The 20,738-nt window shown below is 35.9% G+C and carries 24 protein-coding genes; 12 read left to right on the forward strand and 12 right to left on the reverse strand.

Annotated elements, in window-relative coordinates; genetic code table 11:
• Positions 1 to 8: 8 nt before the first annotated feature.
• The 4 genes from FG384_RS07590 (at position 9) to FG384_RS07605 (ending at position 3,665) form a co-directional block, all read left to right on the forward strand.
• A complete protein-coding gene (locus FG384_RS07590; protein WP_142641993.1) occupies positions 9 to 1,112 on the forward strand; it encodes a hypothetical protein in 1,104 nt (367 codons plus the stop codon).
• Complete coding sequence (locus tag FG384_RS07595; RefSeq protein WP_142641994.1) at positions 1,109 to 2,329, forward strand: amidohydrolase family protein; 1,221 nt, start codon at positions 1,109 to 1,111, stop codon at positions 2,327 to 2,329. The genes FG384_RS07590 and FG384_RS07595 overlap by 4 nt, the downstream gene beginning before the upstream one ends.
• A 153-nt stretch (positions 2,330 to 2,482) precedes the next feature.
• The gene (locus tag FG384_RS07600) at positions 2,483 to 3,277 is read left to right on the forward strand and encodes a VLRF1 family aeRF1-type release factor (RefSeq protein WP_142641995.1); all 795 of its coding nucleotides are present in this window, start codon (positions 2,483 to 2,485) and stop codon (positions 3,275 to 3,277) included.
• A 181-nt stretch (positions 3,278 to 3,458) separates the two neighbouring features.
• On the forward strand, positions 3,459 to 3,665 hold the full coding sequence (locus FG384_RS07605) for an alpha/beta-type small acid-soluble spore protein (RefSeq protein WP_142641996.1): 207 nt from the start codon (positions 3,459 to 3,461) through the stop codon (positions 3,663 to 3,665).
• A 676-nt stretch (positions 3,666 to 4,341) separates the two neighbouring features.
• Here the strand turns inward: FG384_RS07605 and FG384_RS07610 are convergent.
• The 6 genes from FG384_RS07610 to FG384_RS07635 form a co-directional block, all read right to left on the reverse strand.
• Positions 4,342 to 4,632 carry a YxcD family protein gene (locus FG384_RS07610; RefSeq protein ID WP_142641997.1) on the reverse strand — a complete coding sequence of 97 codons (291 nt, stop codon included), beginning with the start codon at positions 4,630 to 4,632 and terminating at the stop codon, positions 4,342 to 4,344.
• A complete protein-coding gene (locus FG384_RS07615; RefSeq protein WP_142641998.1) occupies positions 4,620 to 5,069 on the reverse strand; it encodes a hypothetical protein in 450 nt (149 codons plus the stop codon). The genes FG384_RS07610 and FG384_RS07615 overlap by 13 nt, the downstream gene beginning before the upstream one ends.
• Before the next feature lie 194 nt (positions 5,070 to 5,263).
• Positions 5,264 to 5,404, reverse strand: a complete 141-nt coding sequence (locus FG384_RS07620) for a sporulation histidine kinase inhibitor Sda (protein WP_142641999.1) — start codon at positions 5,402 to 5,404, stop codon at positions 5,264 to 5,266.
• A 608-nt stretch (positions 5,405 to 6,012) separates the two neighbouring features.
• Positions 6,013 to 6,612, reverse strand: coding sequence for an SdpI family protein (locus FG384_RS07625; protein WP_142642000.1), 600 nt, complete (start codon positions 6,610 to 6,612; stop codon positions 6,013 to 6,015).
• The gene (locus FG384_RS07630) at positions 6,605 to 6,886 is read right to left on the reverse strand and encodes an autorepressor SdpR family transcription factor (RefSeq protein WP_142642001.1); all 282 of its coding nucleotides are present in this window, start codon (positions 6,884 to 6,886) and stop codon (positions 6,605 to 6,607) included. The genes FG384_RS07625 and FG384_RS07630 overlap by 8 nt, the downstream gene beginning before the upstream one ends.
• 388 nt (positions 6,887 to 7,274) lie before the next feature.
• Complete coding sequence (locus FG384_RS07635) at positions 7,275 to 8,021, reverse strand: YwaF family protein (RefSeq protein WP_142642002.1); 747 nt, start codon at positions 8,019 to 8,021, stop codon at positions 7,275 to 7,277.
• Between the two features lie 148 nt (positions 8,022 to 8,169).
• On the opposite strand from FG384_RS07635, the gene FG384_RS07640 reads away from it, so the two are divergent.
• Positions 8,170 to 8,490 carry a YbjQ family protein gene (locus FG384_RS07640; protein WP_142642109.1) on the forward strand — a complete coding sequence of 107 codons (321 nt, stop codon included), beginning with the start codon at positions 8,170 to 8,172 and terminating at the stop codon, positions 8,488 to 8,490.
• A 5-nt stretch (positions 8,491 to 8,495) separates the two neighbouring features.
• Positions 8,496 to 8,720 (forward strand): hypothetical protein, encoded by a 225-nt coding sequence (locus FG384_RS07645; RefSeq protein ID WP_142642003.1) that lies wholly within the window; start codon positions 8,496 to 8,498, stop codon positions 8,718 to 8,720.
• Positions 8,721 to 8,747: 27 nt separating this feature from the next.
• Here the strand turns inward: FG384_RS07645 and FG384_RS07650 are convergent, their stop codons facing one another.
• From FG384_RS07650 to FG384_RS19775, 3 genes are all read right to left on the reverse strand, one after another.
• Positions 8,748 to 9,083, reverse strand: coding sequence for a L,D-transpeptidase (locus FG384_RS07650; protein WP_142642004.1), 336 nt, complete (start codon positions 9,081 to 9,083; stop codon positions 8,748 to 8,750).
• Positions 9,084 to 9,347: 264 nt separating this feature from the next.
• Entirely contained in the window at positions 9,348 to 9,542 is a 195-nt protein-coding gene (locus tag FG384_RS07655) for a hypothetical protein (RefSeq protein WP_142642005.1), read from the reverse strand.
• A gap of 40 nt (positions 9,543 to 9,582) precedes the next feature.
• On the reverse strand, positions 9,583 to 9,756 hold the full coding sequence (locus tag FG384_RS19775) for a hypothetical protein (RefSeq protein ID WP_166462404.1): 174 nt from the start codon (positions 9,754 to 9,756) through the stop codon (positions 9,583 to 9,585).
• Positions 9,757 to 9,938: 182 nt separating this feature from the next.
• On the opposite strand from FG384_RS19775, the gene FG384_RS07660 reads away from it, so the two are divergent.
• Positions 9,939 to 10,889 carry a hypothetical protein gene (locus FG384_RS07660; protein WP_142642006.1) on the forward strand — a complete coding sequence of 317 codons (951 nt, stop codon included), beginning with the start codon at positions 9,939 to 9,941 and terminating at the stop codon, positions 10,887 to 10,889.
• Positions 10,890 to 11,766: 877 nt separating this feature from the next.
• On the opposite strand, the gene hutH is transcribed toward FG384_RS07660, so the two are convergent.
• The 3 genes from hutH to hutU all read right to left on the reverse strand — a co-directional run bounded on the left by hutH (position 11,767) and on the right by hutU (position 16,265).
• Positions 11,767 to 13,257: a histidine ammonia-lyase gene (gene hutH, locus FG384_RS07665; RefSeq protein WP_142642007.1), complete on the reverse strand. Its 1,491-nt coding sequence runs from the start codon at positions 13,255 to 13,257 to the stop codon at positions 11,767 to 11,769.
• A 74-nt stretch (positions 13,258 to 13,331) separates the two neighbouring features.
• Complete coding sequence (gene hutI / locus FG384_RS07670) at positions 13,332 to 14,591, reverse strand: imidazolonepropionase (protein WP_142642008.1); 1,260 nt, start codon at positions 14,589 to 14,591, stop codon at positions 13,332 to 13,334.
• A gap of 6 nt (positions 14,592 to 14,597) precedes the next feature.
• On the reverse strand, positions 14,598 to 16,265 hold the full coding sequence (gene hutU, locus FG384_RS07675; RefSeq protein WP_142642009.1) for a urocanate hydratase: 1,668 nt from the start codon (positions 16,263 to 16,265) through the stop codon (positions 14,598 to 14,600).
• A 225-nt stretch (positions 16,266 to 16,490) separates the two neighbouring features.
• Between hutU and FG384_RS07680 the strand changes: the two genes are divergently transcribed.
• The 5 genes from FG384_RS07680 (at position 16,491) to FG384_RS07700 (ending at position 20,579) form a co-directional block, all read left to right on the forward strand.
• Entirely contained in the window at positions 16,491 to 17,387 is an 897-nt protein-coding gene (locus FG384_RS07680; protein ID WP_142642010.1) for a DUF4349 domain-containing protein, read from the forward strand.
• A gap of 422 nt (positions 17,388 to 17,809) precedes the next feature.
• Positions 17,810 to 18,133: a PadR family transcriptional regulator gene (locus tag FG384_RS07685; RefSeq protein ID WP_142642011.1), complete on the forward strand. Its 324-nt coding sequence runs from the start codon at positions 17,810 to 17,812 to the stop codon at positions 18,131 to 18,133.
• Positions 18,134 to 18,135: 2 nt separating this feature from the next.
• Positions 18,136 to 18,534: a permease prefix domain 1-containing protein gene (locus FG384_RS07690; protein ID WP_142642012.1), complete on the forward strand. Its 399-nt coding sequence runs from the start codon at positions 18,136 to 18,138 to the stop codon at positions 18,532 to 18,534.
• 12 nt (positions 18,535 to 18,546) lie between these two features.
• On the forward strand, positions 18,547 to 19,185 hold the full coding sequence (locus FG384_RS07695; RefSeq protein ID WP_142642013.1) for a hypothetical protein: 639 nt from the start codon (positions 18,547 to 18,549) through the stop codon (positions 19,183 to 19,185).
• A 143-nt stretch (positions 19,186 to 19,328) separates the two neighbouring features.
• Entirely contained in the window at positions 19,329 to 20,579 is a 1,251-nt protein-coding gene (locus FG384_RS07700) for an MFS transporter (protein ID WP_142642014.1), read from the forward strand.
• The last annotated feature ends 159 nt before the right edge of the window (positions 20,580 to 20,738 follow it).

Here is a 20,738-nt window from a genome sequence, read left to right on the forward strand (position 1 = left end):
GTTGTTCGATGGAGAAAAAGCAAGGGTCTGTCTTGAATAGTAAGGCATCACGATCTAAATGGCATCCTTTTGAAGTATTAGGGATAGGTTTAGTAATTGCTTCATTGATAATTCTTTTATTCAATCCTAATTCATTATCTAAATTTTTTCATACGGTTATTTCAGAAGTAAAACCGATTGTAGTGGATGTTTTTTTAACAAGTGAAATAGGAATTGCAATTATTATTAGTGTTATTTTCGGTCGCTTGATTGAGCGTTTAGGATTTACGGATGGTTTAATTCGTCTATTTATTCCAATGATGAAGTGGCTTAAGATTAATCCATCGGTTATCATTCCAAGTGTTTATAATATTCTCGGAGATATTAATGCGGCTGGAAAGATATCTGGACCAGTGTTAGTCAAAGCAAAAGCAACAAAAGCTGAACAAAAAATAGCGGTAGCAACAATGATTCAGTCTCCACAATCGTTTGCAACACTAGTGTTAGGTCTCATTGCACTCTCTGTATTCCATATTAATGCTTTTCCTCTCATTATTTTTTCTATTTTTCTACCGATCATCATTGTCCCATGGGTCTTATCGAGAACCATTTATCGGGATACTAAAAAGGTTGATTTAGAAGAATTACCAAGGTTTACCCCGAAAACAAAATTTCTCGAAACTATCTTTTCATCTGCTAAAGAAGGTGCCGAACTCCTCTTTTTAATTATTATTCCCGCAGTTGCTGCTGTTTTTTTCTTTATCGGAGCATTAAAATTTTTTGGAGTATGGAATGTAATAGAATCAAGTCTATCCACCGTTTTAACATTTTTAAGTATTGAACCCGCAACTGGAATTGTTTCCATTCTTGCTGCTCCTACGCTTGCAGTTGCACAACTTGCTGAACTCGCTGGAAGTGTAGATCCAAGGCTAATAGTTGGATCTTTTGTGTTGGCAAATTCAGGTTTACCTTTATCTGTTATTCTAGGCCAAATACCTGCCACTTGGGCAGAATCCTCAGGATTGAATGAGCGCGAGGCACTAGTAGCTGCAATAATCGGAATGGTTATTCGAGTTGCAACTGCTTGCATACTTGCGTATTTCTTAACTCCATTTTTGGTGGCTAAAGGATGACTGGTTATTTAGTTCGTGGAAAAAAGATAGTAACCGTAAGTCAAGTAGGAACGATAACTGATGGCGCTATGATAATTGAGAACGGAAAGATTACAGCTGTTGATAAATGGGAAAATCTTCGTGAACAATATTCTTACATTCCTGTGATAGATTATTCGCAATATGTTATTACACCTTCTTTGGTTGATTGTCATACGCACTTACTCGAATTTGCACCAACTTCGCTCTATCCTGTTACTTCCGAAACTCATTTCCTTGCTGGAAAGTCTATTATTTTTCTCGCTTTATCTTCTGGGATTACAGCACTTGGTGAACAGATTTGTGGACACCCGCTTTGTAATTTCTCTATAGAAGACTATCGAAAAGCTGTCCAAGATTTACCGATAGATATTTCATTTGCTCCAACAAGTATTTCGATTGGTTTTGATATTTTAGCTCATTTTACCTCTATAACAAAGTCACAAAGTGTAACAAAAAGAGAACTTATTGAAGCGAATTTAGTTGGTAAAATTGCACGGGAAAGTGATTATCCAGGTGAAAATATTTTCATAAATGCAACTCCGGCAAACTTTACACAAGAAGTAGTGCCGAGAGCTGGAGAAATTATTTATTCACTCAAAGAACTGAAACAAATTACAGAAGTCTATCATCAATTAGGAGCTCAAATAGGAGCACATGTAGCAGGCGAAGAAGGAATAGAAATGGCGTTGGAAGCGGGTATTGACGTGTTTCATCATGCACATGGAATCTCTAATGAGCAAATAGAAAAAGTGTCATCAAAAGGTGTGAAAATTGTAGCGACTCCAATGGGTGGCACACATTTGCGACCTAATTCACCTGAAGAAATACTCCAATTTGTTGAAAAGAATATTCTAGTATCTATCGCTACAGACGCTTACTTACCTCCTTATTTAGGTGCTTCGTGGCTTCCGTTCAATAATCAATCGTTAAAAGGACCTGATGTATTAATGTTAATTGCCCATCCAGCGATGCAACTTTTAAAAAAGCACAATTACGACGAAAATAAAATTTTAGCTTTACTTACAGCCAATCCTGCAAATGTTTTAGGTAAAGAACATCGATTTGGCCGATTAGAGCAAGGTTTGGACGCAAACTTTTTAGTAGCAGAAGGTATTCCAGGATTAGAAATAACGGAAGTAGAAAAAATAAAAAAAGTATTTTATTTAGGAAAAAAAGTGATTGATCGAAAAGGCTAAACGCGAAAAAGTCAGCCATGTATGCTTGGTTGATTTTTTTATTTTGTTAAAACAATTAAAATCTATCCAAAACATTACAATGAGATTTCGGATTATCCAATACAGTTGGGGAAATGATAATAGTGTGCAAAAAAAAAGGAGGTAATATGATTGATGACCATTGACAAAGAAATTCAAGCACTGAAAGAATTTAGCTGTAGCGATCGATGTGTGTTAAGTATTTATTTAGATACGAATCCAGCTGATCCAAGTCAACTAAAAGGAGCTTGGAAAATTCATTTGAAAAGTGGTCTAAAGCGATTAGGTGAGTATTTGGAAGCTTCGCATGATGAAAATGAAATAAAAGCATTTAATGAAGTAAAGAACAAAGTAATGCATGAAATTGAAGAGAATGGACACGTTTTGCGCAAAGGGATTGTTATTTTTGCTACTGCAAATGATGATCTATGGTCTGTTCATTATGTACAAGTCCCAGTTAAAACAAATTTTTATTGGGAAAATCACCCTGTAACTGAACAATTCGAGTATATGTATAAAGCATATCCAGAAGCGGGGATTATCATGCCAAGCTTCGGAGAAGTCCGTATATTGGACACTGCGATGGGTTTTGTCAGAGATGATCTAACTTTTAAATACGATCCGGTTTCAGAAGTATGGGGTGAAAAGAAAAAAGTAGATGCCAAAGGTAGACGTGCAGTTGCAGATAGTAAAAGCTCTGTTTTAGAGTCAGGCTATAAAGTAAATGTGAGTAGCTTCTTTAGAGGGATGAATACAACCATTGAGCAATTAAGGAAAAAAAGAGGTTGGCGAGAATTCCACGTAGCAGGGGAAGCAGAAATGGCGAACGCATTTACCGATAGTTTGAGGGATCTACCCGCAAGCTGTATTTACAAAAATCTAAATAACAGCAAATCAAGTGAAGTAGTGAATCAAGTATTAGAGAAATAAAAGATAAGCGATTGTTGCCAAGTTTGAATCACGTACTTGGCAACAATTTTGTTAATTTGTTCATTAAACAGTCTAAAATTTAAAAATATTGGTTACACTTATTTACAAAATTCACCTTCTTTTCTTTTTGCATAAATGATTAGAATCTGCACATTCTAATTTCACAAGGAGGTGAACAGACATGGCTAACAATAATTCAAATCAACTTCTCGTACCAGGAGTGAAACAAGCTCTTGACCAAATGAAATATGAAATTGCAACAGAATTCGGTGTTCAACTTGGACCTGATGCTACAGCGCGTGCTAACGGTTCCGTTGGCGGAGAAATTACGAAGCGTTTAGTAGCTCAAGCCCAATCACAAATGAGCGGATTCCAAAACAACCAATAATAACATATTAGGCCGGTGGCAATTTTGCTGCCGGTTTTTTGATGTTAATATCTTGGCTTGTACTGAGCGGTCCCTGAAAAAGTCGAGTTGCAGAAGAGGTTGTCCAATATTCCAATAAATAAGAAAATCGTTGAAACGTCTCCCTTTCCACGGGCGTAGCCTCAGTCTCCTCGCTTCGAGGGCACTGAAAAAGTGTCATTCAAATAAATTATCCACTAAATAGTCCTAAGAGAATTTAGCGCTTTGGCATTCCGCGGGCGAGCGACGAGCCTCCTCGGGCCAACACGATGTTGGTCATGAAGGCGTTGCCTCAGGAAGAGGCGCCCTTAGCCTTCCTTCCACTCGCTACGTGCGAGGTCTCGTCTGTCTCGCTTTCCCGCAGGAGTCTCATGCGTCGCTCTAAATTCTTTTAAATGGAATAGAGAAAATAGTTCCTATAAAAATAATAATTTTGAGTTTTTCAGTGGCCACCTCCCTTCGCTCCGGGGTCCTCGACTAACGCTATTCCCGCAGGAACGTCGCCTTTTTCAACGATTTTCTAGAAATGAAAAAGTAGCGCATACAGCGTGCTTATCCGGACTCAAAGTCATAATTCAAATTTATAAGAAAAAGACAAACTCGATTTTATCGAGTTTGTCTTTAGTCTGAGCCCAAGGATAATTCCTTGGCTTTTAATCTAAGATACAACTGCAATGATACCTTCTTCATCATCAAGTAGAAGTTCTATCCCAGCAGAAATAGGGTCAATTTGCAAAAATTCATCTATGGTTATTCGTAATGCTTCAATTAAATTTAAAGTAGTAAGAATTTCTTTCTCGTCATTTACAAAAGCTTCTGCAGTAAATCCAGACTCATCGTCGTACATTAGCTCCACTTCCACGTTTTCTGGTTCCACTTGTTTTTTACGGGAAATGTAAATGCAAACGGCATTAATAATATTTTGTTCTGGAATAATTAGCTTCTCCATGGATTTGCTTCCTCTTTTTTCTTTTTAGCTTTAAAGATGTCAAAGATTTTCTTAATAACAACTACGATTAAAATAATTGCTGCAGCGTTAATAGCAAATCCTAAAAGAGAACCTAACATCCCCATATTTGCAAACATACTACCAAATAATAATCCAGCAATTCCACCTACAAATAAGCCTTTCATAAGACCACCAGACATGAAACCGCCTTTTTTGTTTGTAGTTGTATTCGATTTATTAGTTGCAGTCGTAGAGTCCTCTTTTTTCTTTTGAACATTAGATTTGTTAATTGTACTATTATTATTATTGTTAAAGTTTTTCTTACCAGATTTATAAGATTTAGCCTCTGCAATTGTAGAATGATCGTTGAAAACAAAGCTTCCAACAGATGAAAATACGAGTGTTGCTGTAAGTAAAGCTACTACTAATTTTTTCAACGTATATACCCTCCAGTTATTTTATATGAGATTTTCAGTAAGTAAATTTTCTCTTACATCTATACTATATACGATTCAAAGGTGAGATAGTTTCACTTTGCATTCGTTTTTTCTCATATTCCATAACACATGTGTCTAAAATTAGTCTAACTCTGTTAAAAAATATCATTTAAGAATAAATATGACGAGAATGATTATTGGCGAATGAATTGTTCAATAACAAGTGAACGGCGGCAAATTTCAGTTTCTAACAAAGATATGAAATCTGGAGAAAGTTTTAGTTCTTTCGCTGCAACATAAGATTCAATCAACAATTCATCTGACATTTTACTCATAGATGATACACCTCCATTATTTAATATTAGTACCATAAGTTGTAACAAATGAGATTATATTAAAAGTTTTATTCGTTACTCTAAATTTATCAAATAGTTTTGTTTAGAACAACCGTTCGTTTATCCACAGTTGATAGTGGATAACTTGTGGTTAACTTGTTTATATATACGAAAACTCTATATAATACAATATGGATAATGTGAATAAAGTTATCCACAATAAGGAAGAAATGCGAATTTTGTCGAAACATTTTTTCGGAATACGGATTATTTAAGGCGAAATGATTGCATAAATGTAAAATACAAGTGTTTTGCATGTTAAAAACAACTATTTATCAAAATTTTCAAACTATTTAATAGAGTTTATTAACAATTATTTATTATTGTCCACAGCGATATGTGGATAATATGTTATTAACTTTATAAAAAATACATAAAAACCTTTACTAATAACTATATTCTTGTGTATAACTTTATCCACAAAAACATAAATGCAAAATTAGTCGAAATTCCTATTAAACAAATGACTATTATAAAGTAGCTTTTTACACATAAAAAATCGACCGCATCTGCGGACGATGAGTTAAAAAAATATTAAGATTCAAGTTTTATTTCTGAGCAGAATGTAAAATTTTGTAGGAACGAAAAATTGATACTAAGATGGTAGAAAGTAAAATTGTAAAGAAAGCTACTAACATTAGAGAACCCGGTAGGAAAACACATAATAGGATTAGAATCCCTCCTATAAACAGAGGATATGAAATAGGCCTAATTAATCTATTCCAAGTTTCTTCACTTATATTTGTAAGCGGGGAAGAAGATGTACTTAATTCTACTTTAAATCGAGGTAAAGTATTTGCTGTAATGATGAGTACAACGCCTATAATAATTGGTACTAGCAACAGTAAGTTTACTTCTCTCCCTATAGAAAGAAGAACTAGACCAATATGAAGAACAAAAAGCAATATGGAAAGTGATAAAAAAATAGTATTGAGACCCTTTTCAAAGCGAGGAAATCCTTTTATTTTCAATCTTAAAAGAAGGTATAAATTGCCGTTAAGTAAAAGCATTGTAAACGGTATAACAAAAAGTATTACTTCTGTTTCACCATACTGTGTACTATCTATACTCATAACTGTCACATAAGTATAAAAACTTAAACCAAAGGCAAATATCGTTAAGAAGCTGATCAATACTTTTTTAATCATTGTTTTCCCCCTTAGATTGGTTAAACTGAATCATCCATTTCATCACTTCTTGAAAAACAGTAGTATTCAAAGAATAATAAACATACTGTCCTTTTTTTGAAGCATGGACCAATTCTGCGTTTTTTAATACAGATAAATGTTGAGATATTCCAGGTTTACTCATGTCAAAATGTATAGCAATCTCACCAGCTGTTAAATCTCCAAAACGTAATAAATCAAGTATTTTTCTTCTTGTTTCATCCGATAAAGCTTTAAATAAATCATTAATTGCCAAACATGATCCACCTCATTTAAATGTTTAAGTAATTACTTAATTATTTAAATTATATCTAAAAGTGACTAAATGTCAACGATGAATAATTTGAAAATTTTAAAAAGTAAAATGCCATTCATAAAGATAAAATTATTGTGAATAGGACTACCATCAAAATGCATATCTTACATTAATCAAGTAAAGGAGAGATGAAAGAATGACTAAAAAGAAGTGTAAGATATGTGGGAAGACAACAAATTCTAGATGTTCCAACTGTGGAAAATAAAACACCTGTGACACCTGTTTCATAACGGGTGTCATTTCTATTAGTATCCGAATTTATGTCATCATTAAAAAAATTCTCTCTTAATTTACTAATTGTAAGAGAGAATTTTTATGATGCTCTTATTTAATAATTTTGTTCTGCAAAGGAACTTTCTTCTTGTTTTGGAGCATCTTTATTCTGAAATCGATTCCATTTTCTAAAAATTAACCAAATAGCGACGAAGATGAAAAATGCTACAAATTCAAGTGTGAAGATGTACCACGGATACGGGCCTAAAAAATCTAGTAAGCTTCCATTTATAGGTTTTGCACGCAAAAACATATAATTTCCTTGAACGAGAATATTAATAGCGAAGATGAATGGAAACAAAACGTTTAACGCGATCATTGTTTGAAGGACACCTCTAAAGGTAGGAACGTATCCTTTCATCCAAACAATGTAAAAAGCTGTTAATATAATTCCGATGTGAACATAAAAGAACTGAATAAATCTGAAGTCAGGAAAATTTACTACGATGGATGGAGTTAATACGGCTTGCAGAGCACCTCCAAAGCCTGCAAAAAAAACGAAATCATAAAAATATTTGTTTCCAGTCCATAAAAGTAGAATCGAAATGAATAGACTAAAACTGCATAAATGAAAAGGCATGGATTCCCTAATACTCCACTCGTTAGCATGGATAAGCACAAGATGATTAGAAACTTCCATTACTAATAAGGACAATGCAAAAATACGTTCTATTAGAATGGTATTCTTGAATAGAGTAGAACATTTGAATTTCAAAATAAATAAAATCAATAGACAAAATAACAATACGGATAATGCTAGTAGATGTTCAGTTGAAAACATAACAAACGTATTTTTATCCATGTCATTTCCCCGTTCTTATTTTTCTATTTGTATGTTAATTGTACCAAAATTATCCTAATGATTTGTTTCTTATAAATGTTAAGCCAGAGAATTTTTTTAAAGGATAGAGGAAAGATAGTTATAAACCCTGTGAAAAGGAGTGGTTCATATAATTGTTGTTACAACAGAAAGTATTGCAAACTATAAGGTAAAGGAAGTAATTGGTCCAGTTTTCGGTTTAACAGTTAGAGCGAGAGGGATAGGAAAAGATATTGTCGCTGCCTTGAAGGGACCCATAGGCGGCGAGATTACCCAGTATACAGAGATGCTTGAAGATGCTCGTAAACAGGCGATGGATCGCATGGTATCAAATGCAAGTATAATGGGGGCGAATGCGATTATCATGATGCGCTTTGATTCAGGTGAAATCGGTCAAAATATGAGTGAAATCGTAGCTTATGGGACAGCAGTAATAGTAGAAAGGGAATAGCATAGATGGGGTGGATTTTATACTTATATGCAATGTTATTTATTGTAATAGTAGTCTTAATCATTTGCTCGTGGTTCATCTGGGACCGCCGTTTCAAAACAAAACACGGACCAAACATACCGATAGGCTTCACTCGTACAAAAGAGGTTTCTTTAGATCCAACAACAAAAAAAAAGCTAGTTGTATACTTTAACTCTGAAACAGGTGAGCGTTTTTATAAGGAAGAATAACACCATTTGATGCAAAGAGTTATAATTTCATTTGTGGATATATACATTTGTACTAGTAGGTACTATAGATGAGAGTTCTAGAACGTCCTCGTTATGCATTCGGATACAACCTTGTGAAACCTTCTTTCCAATGGATGAAGGATCGTTGGTTCCATGAATGCCATAATGAGGCTTAGATAATCCCATCCATAGAGCTCCAAAAGGTCCTCCTGGGTTAAGCTCCTTGTTAATAATAATATAATTCCCCGTTGGAGTAGGGGTTAATACTTTCCCAACTGCTATCGGGTATGTCTTCAAAAGCACACTAGCATCGTACAGTTTAAGCTGTAATTTCTTAACTGATACGTCAATCCAAAGAGTCAAGATACCATCTCCTGATAAAAGTCTTACTTTATATATATGGGAAGTTATCCAGACGTGACAATTAGTAGATATAGTGTATAGAATTCTGCTATTTGTTTGATCGTTTTAGGAGAGTAATGGACAAATATTCAAAATAAGATTTCTAAATAAGTTTGGAGGGAAGTGACTCGGTCACTTCCCTCCAACTTAGTTTTTAGTACTAGTGTAAAGCTGCATAATGCGTAGAGTGTACACTAATGCACTTGCTTTTTTTATTCACTATTTTTATTTGGGTTCTTCAACTTCGGTATCTTCTATATTAGGAATATCCACATCTTGTTTAATGTCTTCGTCTATTTGATTATCATCCATATTTGGGTCTTTTTCATCGTCACCACAAGCTGCAAGGATACCTACTGAAAGAAACGCTGCTGCTCCGATTTTCCACCATTTATGTTCTGCGATTGAAATCGGCCTCATATTAATTTCCTCCATTTATAGGTTACTAAGTTACTCTCAATTATTCTCCGTCTTTATCCTCTTCTTCTAGTTCTTGTTCAATATCTTCTTCGATATTGTCATCGAGATCTGATTCATTTTTACCGTCCCCACATGCTGCCAATAAACCTACTGAAAGAAATGCTGCTGCTCCGATTTTCCACCATTTTTGTCCTGCGATTGAATTCGTCGTCATCTTAAATTCCTCCAATTCTAGTTTTTTGTTCAGATGTTCTATTTAGTATCTACCCCATATTTCCTGATGAATAAACATATTTCATGAATCGTTTACAATACGGAGAGAAATTAGCTGTAAGAATTATAGTTAAGCTGTAACTATATTTACACTTGTTCGTATGTAAGATAGGGGGGATTGAGATGTGGAAACAATTACAAGAACGACAAGCAATTTTGAAGTTTGAATTAAATAAAAGAGCAAAAGGACTAAGAAAGCAAGAGGAGTTAGAAAAGCAACTAGAAAATGCAATTCAGCGTAAGCAACGTTATATTAAAGAATTAAAATCAGAGCAAAAAGACGTCGACAATTTAGATCGTTTTTCTTTTTTAAATATGATTCGAACGTGGACAGGAAAACTGGACGAAATTCGAGAAAAAGAGTTATCAGAACTTGCTGCGGTAGAAGCGAAGTTTCGGGAAGTAGAAAAAATGGTCAACGATTTAGAAAAAGATGTCTCAAATAATGAAAAAGAATTACTTAAAGAGGATTGGCTAAATCTTGAGCGTAATTGGGAGCAGCTAATAATAGAAAAAGAGCAGTGGCTATTTCAAAATAACGAAGAAAGTGCAGCGAAACTAGAGAAACTATATGAAGAAAAGTCGTTAATTGCAACCTATATTCGAGAAGTGGACGAAGCCTTAAGAGCTGGAAATAATGCAAAAACAGCATTAGAAAGTGCTTTGACAATGCTTGATAGCGCAAAAGGCTATTCTACTTGGGATACTTTTTTTGGAGGAGGTCTTATAGCGACTGCTGTTAAACATAGTAAATTAAATGATTCTGAGGATGCCATACATGCAGCACAACTTGAATTACAGCGGTTTCAGACGGAACTTTTAGATGTCCAACAAATAGACGTAGGGACGTTGGTTGTGGAAAGAGATAGTTTTGTCACTTTCGCAGATTATGTGTTTGATGATATTTTTTCTGCATGGACAACGCATTCAAAAATTCATTCTTCCCTCGAGCGTGTTGAAAGGACAATAAGTGAATTAAATAGAATCTGCAATCAGTTGATAGTTATTCAAAATGAAAGTAAACAAAAGCAACAAAAGATTGAAAGTACAATCAATGAAATATTAGAATGGTAAGTTCATTAGTAGTTGGGTAGTACAAAAAAATATAATCTCTGTGGATAAACATTGTGACTTTGCTCCAATATAATAAGATGAATACTCATATTAAGAGCCATAAATGAATGAATCGATTCTACATCTTATGGCTCAATTTTAAAAGACAAGAAAGTATAAAAATACAATAAGTAATTTTGTTTTCTCAAGCTTACCGCTCGCTTTCCACGGGGCGAGGCGCTTCGTCGCTACGCTGTGGGAAATGAAAAACTGTCTATTTTTTAAGATTAATATTTTATTCATTTCTAGAAAATCGTTGAAAAGGCGACACTCCTGCGGGAATAGCGTTAGCCGAAGACCCCGCAGCGCAGCGAGGAGGCTAAGGCAACGCCCGCGGAAAGGGAGCTATTTCAACGATTTTCTTATCTATGGAGCTATTGAACAACTTCGTCTGGCAAAGCTTTCGGAAGACGGACAACCATTAATGCCTCTAGATAACTACCCATTTAGTAAAAAGTAAGACAAGTATGGTGTTTCATGGCAATTGAATTTAGCTAATTAACCCATAATCGGATAATAGATTGTGATAATCGGATAATAACTACAAATAATCGGATGACACCACTGAAAAATCGGATAATAACTAGTAAATATCGGATAATACCTCTACAAGTAAACCCGAGAAGCAATTAAGTTGCTCCTCGGGTTTCATTTTAAAAGATTAGAGGTTATAACTTTCACTACTCGGTAACTGTCCAAACTCCAGGGCTTTTCAACGCTCATAATAAAGCTTCATGCCACTTGAAAGGTGGCCATACATCCTTGAAATAAAAGTTACTTACGAAAATTAACGGGAGAATTAAGATCAAAAAACAGGTGTAATAGTCTGCTTTAGATTTTATCTAGCAGTCTTGTCTTTCAAATAAGTATTCAATTTCTCCACATCTACGCTAAAAATTCGATCTTCTGTTATAGATGGAATAAATACACGCATTTCATGCCACTTTTCTGAAAGTGATGGTGACATGAGGTGAGCTCCACGATATTCCACACCTTGCATGGCACAAAGCGCCTCTATTGCGAGAACGCGGCGTGCATTTTGGATAATCTGATTAGCATGTCTAGCGCCAATTGTTCCCATGCTTACGTGATCTTCTTGGTTTGCAGATGACGGAATAGAGTCAACAGATGCAGGATGTGCAAGTGTTTTGTTTTCAGATACTAAGCTTGCTGCTGCATATTGCAGAATCATTGCCCCCGATTGAAGTCCAGGTTGTGGACTTAAAAAAGGTGGTAAGCCTTCGTTCAATTGTGGATTCACTAATCGTTCGATCCGTCTTTCGGAAACATTGGCAAGCTCTGCAATACCGATTTTTAAGAAGTCCATTGCGAAAGCGATTGGCTGACCGTGGAAGTTTCCACCTGAAATTACGACTTCCCCATCTTCAACTATTAGTGGGTTATCCGTAGCAGCGTTCATCTCAATTTCTAGCTTTTCTTTTACGTATGCAAGCACTTGCCAGCTAGCTCCATGGATTTGTGGGATACAACGTAAAGAATAGGCATCTTGTACACGTTTCTCACCTTGTTTCGTAACGAGTTGACTTCCTTCTAGCCATTCTAGGATACGCTGTGCTACTGCCACTTGTTCTGGATAGCCTCGGGCTTCATGAATTGCAGGATGAAAGGCGTCTGTAATCCCATGTAAAGCTTCCATTGTCATAGCGGCAATCCACTCACTTTGATAAGCAAGTGTTTCAGATTCTAACCAATTTATTACACCTTGTGCTGTCATCGCTTGAGTACCGTTTATAAGTGCAAGACCTTCTTTTGCTTCTAGCACAATTGGCTCCAATTCGTGTTTTTCCCATATTTCATTTGAAGGAATATGATTTTCACCTTCCCATACAAAGCCTTCTCCAATGAGAACAAGTGCTAAATGAGAGAGGGGAGCTAAATCTCCCGATGCGCCTAAAGACCCTTGTTGTGGAATTACTGGGTGAATTCGATTATTTACCATATATGCTAGGCGCTCAAGTACTTCCAAACGAATTCCGGAAAAACCTTTTAATAATGCATTCAATCGTAGTACAACCATTGCACGTGATACTATCTCATCAAAAGGCTGTCCAACTCCACATGCATGGGATCGAATGAGATGAAGCTGAAGTGCATGAACATCTGCTTCCTCAATACTTACATCACTAAATTTTCCAAATCCTGTATTGATACCGTAAACTGTTCGGTTTTCTTTCACGATATTTTCCACTGCTTTACGACTTTTTATAACAGCTTCTATCGCTTTATGATCAAGTGTAACTTCTTCATTTTTAAATAATATGGCACGCATATCTTCAAGCGTTAGTCCATGTCCTTTTAAGCTAATCATTTATGTTCACGTTCTTTCTTTGTTGAAGTAATTGTCATTTAGTAGTCTATAAATATTCAGAGAGAGTAAGTGTCTTAACCGACAACCTTTACACCATTTTTCCAAACGGTTTTTATATGGTTTACTCCAAATAAATATTGTAATTCTTGATAATTTTTGACGTTCCAAAGTACAACATCTGCCTGCTTTCCAACTTCTAAAGAACCTACTTTGTCCTCCATTTGAATTGCACATGCCGCATTATATGTTGCTGCACATAGACTTTCGGCAGGTGTTAGTCGCATGGAAATACATGCTAAATTCATCACGAGTGGCATAGAGGTTGTAGGGGATGAACCAGGATTGCAATCTGTAGAAATTGCGACAGGTACCCCAGCATCTATCATTGTTCGTCCTTTAGCTGCTGTTTCTCTTAAATACAATGCAGTAGCAGGTAATAAACAAGCAATAACACTTTGCTTAGCCATTGCTTGTATACCTTCATCAGAGGCTTTTAGTAAATGCTCTGCGGAAATTGCACCTACTTCCGCTGCAAGCTCTGCGCCTTGGTAAGGCTCAATTTCGTCCGCATGTATTTTTGGTGTGAGTCCGAGCGATTTACCAGCATCTAAAATGCGCTTAGACTGTTCAGGAGTAAAGACTCCAACTTCACAAAAAACGTCATTAAACTTCGCAAGCTTTTCTTTTGCAACAACCGGCAGCATCTCATTAATAATAAGGTCAACGTATTCGTCTTCTCGACCTTTATATTCTGTTGGCACGGCATGTGCTCCCATAAATGTCGGAATAATATCGATTGGGTGTTCTTCTTGCAATCGTTTCATTACGCGAAGTTGCTTTAACTCGGTTTCCAAATCTAGTCCGTATCCACTTTTTCCTTCAACGGTTGTAACACCGTGTGTTAAAAATGAATCTAATCTTTTGGTAGTTTGCTGAACTAGTTCGTCTTCTGTTGCTTCACGAGTCATTCGTGTAGTTGCGTGAATTCCACCGCCAGCATTCATTATTTCCATATAGGTCGCGCCTTCTAGACGCATTTCAAACTCTCGTTCACGACTACCTCCATAGGCGATATGCGTATGTGGATCTACTAGACCAGGTGTCACGAGATGACCGGTTGCATCTATGATATCTGCATTTTCCGCTTGCACACTGTACCTCATTTCAAGCTCCTTAGTCGTGCCAATTGCTTGAATGATCCCATTTTCAAGCCAAACGCTTCCATCTTCAATAATTGCTAATTCGCTCATTGCTTCTTTTATACGCGGTCCTACCGTTTCATGAGCAAGTGTGACTAACTGTGATGCATGTTTGATCCAAACGGCTTTAACCATTGTTATTTATACCTCCTGTTTTATCATAGGTATGTGAACACCTTTTTCGATTGCTGTTTTTTCTGCAAGCTCGTAGCCGGCATCGACGTGGCGTACAATTCCCATTCCTGGGTCTGAAGTAAGGACACGTTCAAGTCTTGCCTCAGCTTCTTTTGTACCGTCCGCAACGATTACCATTCCAGCGTGGAGGGAATAACCCATTCCAACGCCACCACCATGATGTACAGAAACCCAAGTAGCTCCGCCAACAGCGTTAATCATTGCATTTAATATTGGCCAATCCGCTACTGCATCAGATCCATCTTTCATTGCTTCAGTTTCACGGTTTGGAGATGCAACAGATCCCGAATCAAGATGATCACGTCCGATAACAATTGGAGCTTTTAACTCGCCAGAAGCGACCATATCATTAATAATTTTTCCGAAACGTGCACGTTCACCATATCCTAGCCAGCAAATACGAGATGGAAGTCCTTGGAATTGAATTTTTTCACGTGCCATTTTAATCCAGTTACATAGATGGGTGTTATAGCTAAATTCTCTTAAGATTACTTCATCTGTTTTATAAATGTCTTCAGGATCACCAGATAATGCTACCCAACGGAAAGGTCCTTTTCCTTCACAAAACTGTGGACGGATATATGCTGGAACAAATCCTGGGAAGTCAAATGCTCGTTCAAATCCTTCGTCTTTTGCAACTTGTCGAATATTATTACCGTAGTCGAAAGTCACTGCACCTTTATCCATCATGTCCACCATCGCGCGAACATGCTGCTCCATCGAAGCTTTGGAACGTTTTACATATTCTACTGGGTCGCTATTTCGTAAAGATGTCGCTTCCTCCAAAGTCATATTAGATGGAATATAACCGTTTAATGGATCATGAGCAGATGTTTGGTCAGTTAACACATCTGGTATGAAACCACGTGTAATCATTTCTGGTAGAATATCTGAAGCGTTACCAACAAGACCAATAGACAGAGCCTTACCTTCTTGTTTTGCTTCTTTTGCAAGTTTAATCGCTTCATCTAATGAATGCGTTTTCACATCTGTGTATCGTGTTTCGATTCTACGGTCAATGCGTGTTTCATCTACATCGATACCGATACAAACTCCACCATTCATCGTAACTGCAAGTGGTTGAGCACCACCCATTCCTCCAAGTCCTGCAGTAAGTGTAATCGTATGCTTTAGAGTGCCGTTATAATGCTGCTTTGCTAACTCTGCAAATGTTTCATACGTACCTTGTACAATTCCTTGAGAGCCAATGTAAATCCAACTACCTGCTGTCATTTGTCCGTACATCATTAACCCTTTTTTATCTAGCTCATGGAAGTGTTCCCATGTAGCGAAGGCAGGGACTAAGTTAGAGTTTGCAATAAGTACTCGAGGTGCATCCAAATGAGATTTAAATACAGCAACTGGTTTCCCTGACTGCACCAGTAAAGTCTCATCGTTTTCAAGTTCTTTCAACGATCGAACAATAGCGTCAAAAGCTTCCCAGTTCCGTGCAGCTTTTCCAATTCCCCCATATACGACTAGATTATCTGGATGCTCTGCAACTTCCGCGTCTAAATTGTTCATTAGCATTCGGAGTGCTGCTTCTTGAAGCCAACCTTTCGTATTTAACTCTGTTCCACGATATCGGATAACTTTCTCACTTGCTTTTCCCATCATAAATCCCTCCTTCAATTTCTATCTCTATTCTATCGAAATTTTTCAATAATTTAAGTGTTTTTGAGAAAAAAGTAAAAATTTCTCATTTGCTAATTCGGTACTTCATTAGCATACTAGAGCGCTAGAAACTACATTCTGATGAATAAGTTGAATTTTCTTATTATATTGTAACTTTTAAAACTTAAAAACGTCTGTTTATTCAAAGACAGGGGGATATTGGAAATGAAAAAAGTGATTTATTACTTACTTCTTTCGAGCTTGTTTGTTTTACTTTCAGCTTGTAGTGATTCCGAGAGTATGTATACGGAAGAATCTAAAAAGGAAATGGCAAATGACTCCGCAGACTATTCGGACGAAGGGGTAATTGAGAGTGAGGAATTACCTAAAGAAGAAAGTGCTACTGCTTCCTCTGAAGTGAAAACAGAGCGTATGATCATACACCAGGCATTTATAAGGACAAATGTGAAAGAACTTACAAAAGCACAGAGTAATATAGAGCAAAAAGTAAAGAAATATGGTGGTTACATTGTGGAGTCAAATGTATACAAAGAGGATGATCAAACTAGTAGTGGCAATATGATCGTCCGAATTCCAGAGAAGCATTTTGAGACGTTTTTATCGGATGCAGAAGGAGAGGCATCTAAGGTACTAGAGCGTAAAGTAACTGGACAGGATGTTACAGAGCAATATGTAGATTTGACATCACGTGTGAAATCAAAAAGGGTGGTCGAGGAGAGACTGCTTAAATTTATGGGAGATGCTCAAAAAACGGAAGATCTGTTAAAAATATCAGAGGACTTAGCTAAAATTCAGGAAGAAATAGAAGTATTAGTTGGAAAGCTGCAATATCTTGAAAACCAAACCTCTTTTTCAACAATTGAGCTAACGATGATCGAAAGTCGTGTAATTGTCCCCGAAAAATTAGATAGCGATGAATTAAATACATGGGAGAAAACTAAAAAACAATTCATCACTAGTACCAATGGATTACTTGCAGCAGGCTCTGCAATAGTTGTTTTTTTCATTGGAAACTTACCGATACTTCTCCTGATAGCTGTTCCCGTATTTGTAGCGTATTGGATTATCAAAAAAAGAAAACAAAAAAGCCAACTTCAGTAGAAGTTGGCTTTTTCTATATGTAAATGATTGATCGATTGTTAGTAGAGATTGAGCGATTAACTGCGGGGATTGATCGATTATAAGTAGGGATTGAGCGATTATCTACAAAGATTGATCGATTTACTGTAATAGAATGCAAAACTAGAACCGGCCCCTGTAGTAAAAATAATTCCAGATAAATAATTTACTTCCCCGGATAAAATTATTTCTGTCCACATAGAAATCTTTATGACCGGTTAGCATTTTGATAATAGAGATTGATTGATTACCAGAAAAAGAATGCAACTCCACAATCCAGCGCCTACGTTTTTTCCTTTTCAATCTTCAAATACATAAAAATGTAAAAAATTACTTTGACAGACAGAGTAATTCGAAGTAATATTACTCTATCAGATAGAATAGTTATACAAGGATGTGGCAATTTGATCAGAAGTGATATTATTCGAGGACATTTGGATTCGATTATTTTGCGCTTGATTCTTGAAAAAGACAGATATGGTTATGAAATTTCAAAAGAAATCAGCTTGCGTACAGATAACCGATTTCAAATTAAAGAAGCAACATTATATGCAGTGTTCCAGCGACTCGAAAAAAAAGAGTTAATCGAATCTTATTTAGGTGGGGTCTCACAAGGTGGTAAGAGAAAATACTATAAAATCACAATGCTTGGAAAAGCATACTTAAACGAAATCGTTACGGAATGGAAAGAACTAAAAGAAATTATTGATTTGTTTTTGGAGGGATGAAAATGAAGAAGTTGAAAATTTACGTAGATGAGTTATTCAAGGATATTCCAGAAAGCGACCAAAAGATAGCTATTAAGGAGGAGGTTTTGGAGAACCTTGAAGAGAAAGTGTTGGATTTGATTGAACAAGGAAAAGAGGAGGAAGATGCTATTAATAAAGCAATTGTTGAGTTCGGTGATATAGAAGACTTGAAAAATGAATTCGGAGTCAAAAAACCTGTTAATAAAAATATGACAAAAATAAATTTAGCATATTCCATCTGGGGTAGTTTGTTAATAATATCGCTATTTATATTTATTAATTTTTATTATTCTCCTAGTGTTATATGGTTTGTTTATCCAACATTTGTAGTGTTGTGGTGGCCATTAACAATGTATTTTAAGTGGCAACGGTCAAAGTAAGGAGGAGTATTGATGAAGAAATTAGACGTTGGTTTTACAGCAGCTGGAGCAACGATGACAATCATTTTTTTACTGTTAGTCAATTATTTAACGAGTCCAAGTTATCCTTGGTTTCTTTATCCATTTTTCGTCTTATTATTAAGTGTAATTGGTTTGTATTGTGCAAAAAAAGGAAAACACAAATTACTTTCGGTATTATATAGTGCAATTATTATTGTTTTTCTTATAACGGAGAATGTACTTTATACACCTCAATATCCTTGGTTCTTATATGCTACTTTTCCGATTTTATGGTGGCCAATCTTAGTATTTCTAGGTACTCGTGCAAAAATGATGACAACTGCATGGATTGGAAGTATGAGTATTATTTTATACTATTTAATCTTAAATACATTCCTTTCACCAGGTTACCCTTGGGTAATTTACCCGGCATTTGTCGTGCTATGGTGGCCACTAGCGCTATATCATGCACAGAAAAAAACATACTTTAAATTTTCAATACATGCGAGCATCTTAATAATTGTCTTTTTTATTCTTGTAAATTTTATCTCCTCTCCACAAACCATTTGGGCAGTTTATCCAATCTTTTGTGTGCTATGGTGGCCACTTAGTATGTATTATTTTGTGTTTAAACGGAGAATGGAACATTGATGAATTACTGAGTTTTAACTCATATAGAAATGATAAAAAATATTGATTGTTCGACTTGAAAATATTATTATAAAATGAGCAAAAAATGGAAATATTATTTTGGGGTAATGAACAATTAATCCCATTTAAGGGAGGTTCGTATTTTGGGAGAAAATGTATCAAACAGTCAATCATCTGGGTTGTTTAGCAACCGTGTTTTTCAAGCAATTATTGTTTCAGGGATGTTTTTGCAGATTGGAATTTGGGTACGTAACTTTGCGGTTTTACTATTTGTTATGGATCAGACAAACGGTGATCCTTTTGCGGTATCCATGATTTCTGTAGCAGAATTCGCCCCAATTTTTATTTTTTCATTTATAGGAGGAACGTTTGCAGATCGTTGGCGTCCGAAAAGAACAATGGTCTGGTGTGACATTTTAAGTGCAATATCTGTATTTGCAGTGCTTTTCACACTATTTTTAGGAACTTGGCAAGTGGTGTTTTTTGCAACATTGATATCTGCGATCTTGTCTCAATTTTCTCAGCCTTCTGGTATGAAGTTATTTAAAATGCATTTGCCTGAACAACAAATACAAGCCGGAATGTCTGTTTATCAAACAATATTTGCAGTATTTATGGTTTTAGGTCCTATTTTAGGGACTTTCGCTTTTCAATCCTTTGGGATAAATACATCCATTGCTATAACCGGTATAGCATTTATACTTTCTGCAGTAGCTCTCGCTTTTCTTCCACCTGACAGAAAAACAGAAGAAGAGATTCGAACTACCTCATTATGGCAAGAAATGAAAAGTGGAGTTAAATATGTGTTAGGAAAGAAAGAACTAAGTTTGCTAGGTTTTTGCTTTATGGCTGCTGGACTAGGCTTAGGATTTATCCAACCCCTTTCCATCTTTCTTGTAACAGAACAACTGGGCTTACCAAAAGAAAATCTCCAATGGTTGTTTATGATTAATGGAATTGGAATGATTCTAGGTGGGGCAGGCGTGATGATGTTTGCCAAAACAGTACCTCCACAGAGGTTGCTTGTGTTTGGAATGCTTGTCAATGGAATAGGTTTAGCAGTGTTAGGATTGTCTACAAATCTTTGGTTAACGCTAACAGCTGAGTTTTTTAATGGACTTATGCTACCGTGCATTCAAATTGGTATTAATACTATGATTTTACAAAGGACAGAAGGTGCTTTTATAGGCAGGGTCAATGGCATTTTAAGCCCTTTGTTCACAGGTTCGATGGTTCTAACAATGAGTGCTGCTGGTATTTTGAAAGAGCAATTTTCTTTAACTTTCATTTTTGAAGGAGCGGCTATCGTATTCCTTATAGGAATGTTCTTTATTTTGCCATTGTATAACCAAAAAGTGGAATTACCTTCTAATGAACTAGCTTCAGAAAAATAGGAGCATTTTATGCGCATATTCGTTTCTAACATCTCTCGAAATTTCGAGGGGTGTTTTTTTGTAGGAGTGATATTCATATGAAGGTGAGTAAGTATTAAAGCTAAGGCAAGCTTGAAAAACACGGCGAAACATCTGAAGGAATTAATTCTGTTTTTTCAA

Source organism: Psychrobacillus vulpis (assembly GCF_006861825.1).
Taxonomy (GTDB): domain Bacteria; phylum Bacillota; class Bacilli; order Bacillales_A; family Planococcaceae; genus Psychrobacillus; species Psychrobacillus vulpis.

Excerpts from the sequence above, each read along its gene's own strand:
- FG384_RS07590 (WP_142641993.1), top strand. The coding sequence starts at position 9 with ATGGAGAAAAAGCAAGGGTCTGTCTTGAATAGTAAGGCATCACGATCT.
- FG384_RS07595 (WP_142641994.1), top strand. The coding sequence starts at position 1,109 with ATGACTGGTTATTTAGTTCGTGGAAAAAAGATAGTAACCGTAAGTCAA.
- FG384_RS07600 (WP_142641995.1), top strand. The coding sequence starts at position 2,483 with ATGACCATTGACAAAGAAATTCAAGCACTGAAAGAATTTAGCTGTAGC.
- FG384_RS07605 (WP_142641996.1), top strand. The coding sequence starts at position 3,459 with ATGGCTAACAATAATTCAAATCAACTTCTCGTACCAGGAGTGAAACAA.
- FG384_RS07610 (WP_142641997.1), bottom strand. The coding sequence starts at position 4,632 with ATGGAGAAGCTAATTATTCCAGAACAAAATATTATTAATGCCGTTTGC.
- FG384_RS07620 (WP_142641999.1), bottom strand. The coding sequence starts at position 5,404 with ATGAGTAAAATGTCAGATGAATTGTTGATTGAATCTTATGTTGCAGCG.
- FG384_RS07625 (WP_142642000.1), bottom strand. The coding sequence starts at position 6,612 with ATGATTAAAAAAGTATTGATCAGCTTCTTAACGATATTTGCCTTTGGT.
- FG384_RS07635 (WP_142642002.1), bottom strand. The coding sequence starts at position 8,021 with ATGGATAAAAATACGTTTGTTATGTTTTCAACTGAACATCTACTAGCA.
- FG384_RS07645 (WP_142642003.1), top strand. The coding sequence starts at position 8,496 with ATGGGGTGGATTTTATACTTATATGCAATGTTATTTATTGTAATAGTA.
- FG384_RS07655 (WP_142642005.1), bottom strand. The coding sequence starts at position 9,542 with ATGAGGCCGATTTCAATCGCAGAACATAAATGGTGGAAAATCGGAGCA.
- FG384_RS19775 (WP_166462404.1), bottom strand. The coding sequence starts at position 9,756 with ATGACGACGAATTCAATCGCAGGACAAAAATGGTGGAAAATCGGAGCA.
- FG384_RS07660 (WP_142642006.1), top strand. The coding sequence starts at position 9,939 with ATGTGGAAACAATTACAAGAACGACAAGCAATTTTGAAGTTTGAATTA.
- hutH (WP_142642007.1), bottom strand. The coding sequence starts at position 13,257 with ATGATTAGCTTAAAAGGACATGGACTAACGCTTGAAGATATGCGTGCC.
- hutI (WP_142642008.1), bottom strand. The coding sequence starts at position 14,591 with ATGGTTAAAGCCGTTTGGATCAAACATGCATCACAGTTAGTCACACTT.
- hutU (WP_142642009.1), bottom strand. The coding sequence starts at position 16,265 with ATGGGAAAAGCAAGTGAGAAAGTTATCCGATATCGTGGAACAGAGTTA.
- FG384_RS07680 (WP_142642010.1), top strand. The coding sequence starts at position 16,491 with ATGAAAAAAGTGATTTATTACTTACTTCTTTCGAGCTTGTTTGTTTTA.
- FG384_RS07690 (WP_142642012.1), top strand. The coding sequence starts at position 18,136 with ATGAAGAAGTTGAAAATTTACGTAGATGAGTTATTCAAGGATATTCCA.
- FG384_RS07695 (WP_142642013.1), top strand. The coding sequence starts at position 18,547 with ATGAAGAAATTAGACGTTGGTTTTACAGCAGCTGGAGCAACGATGACA.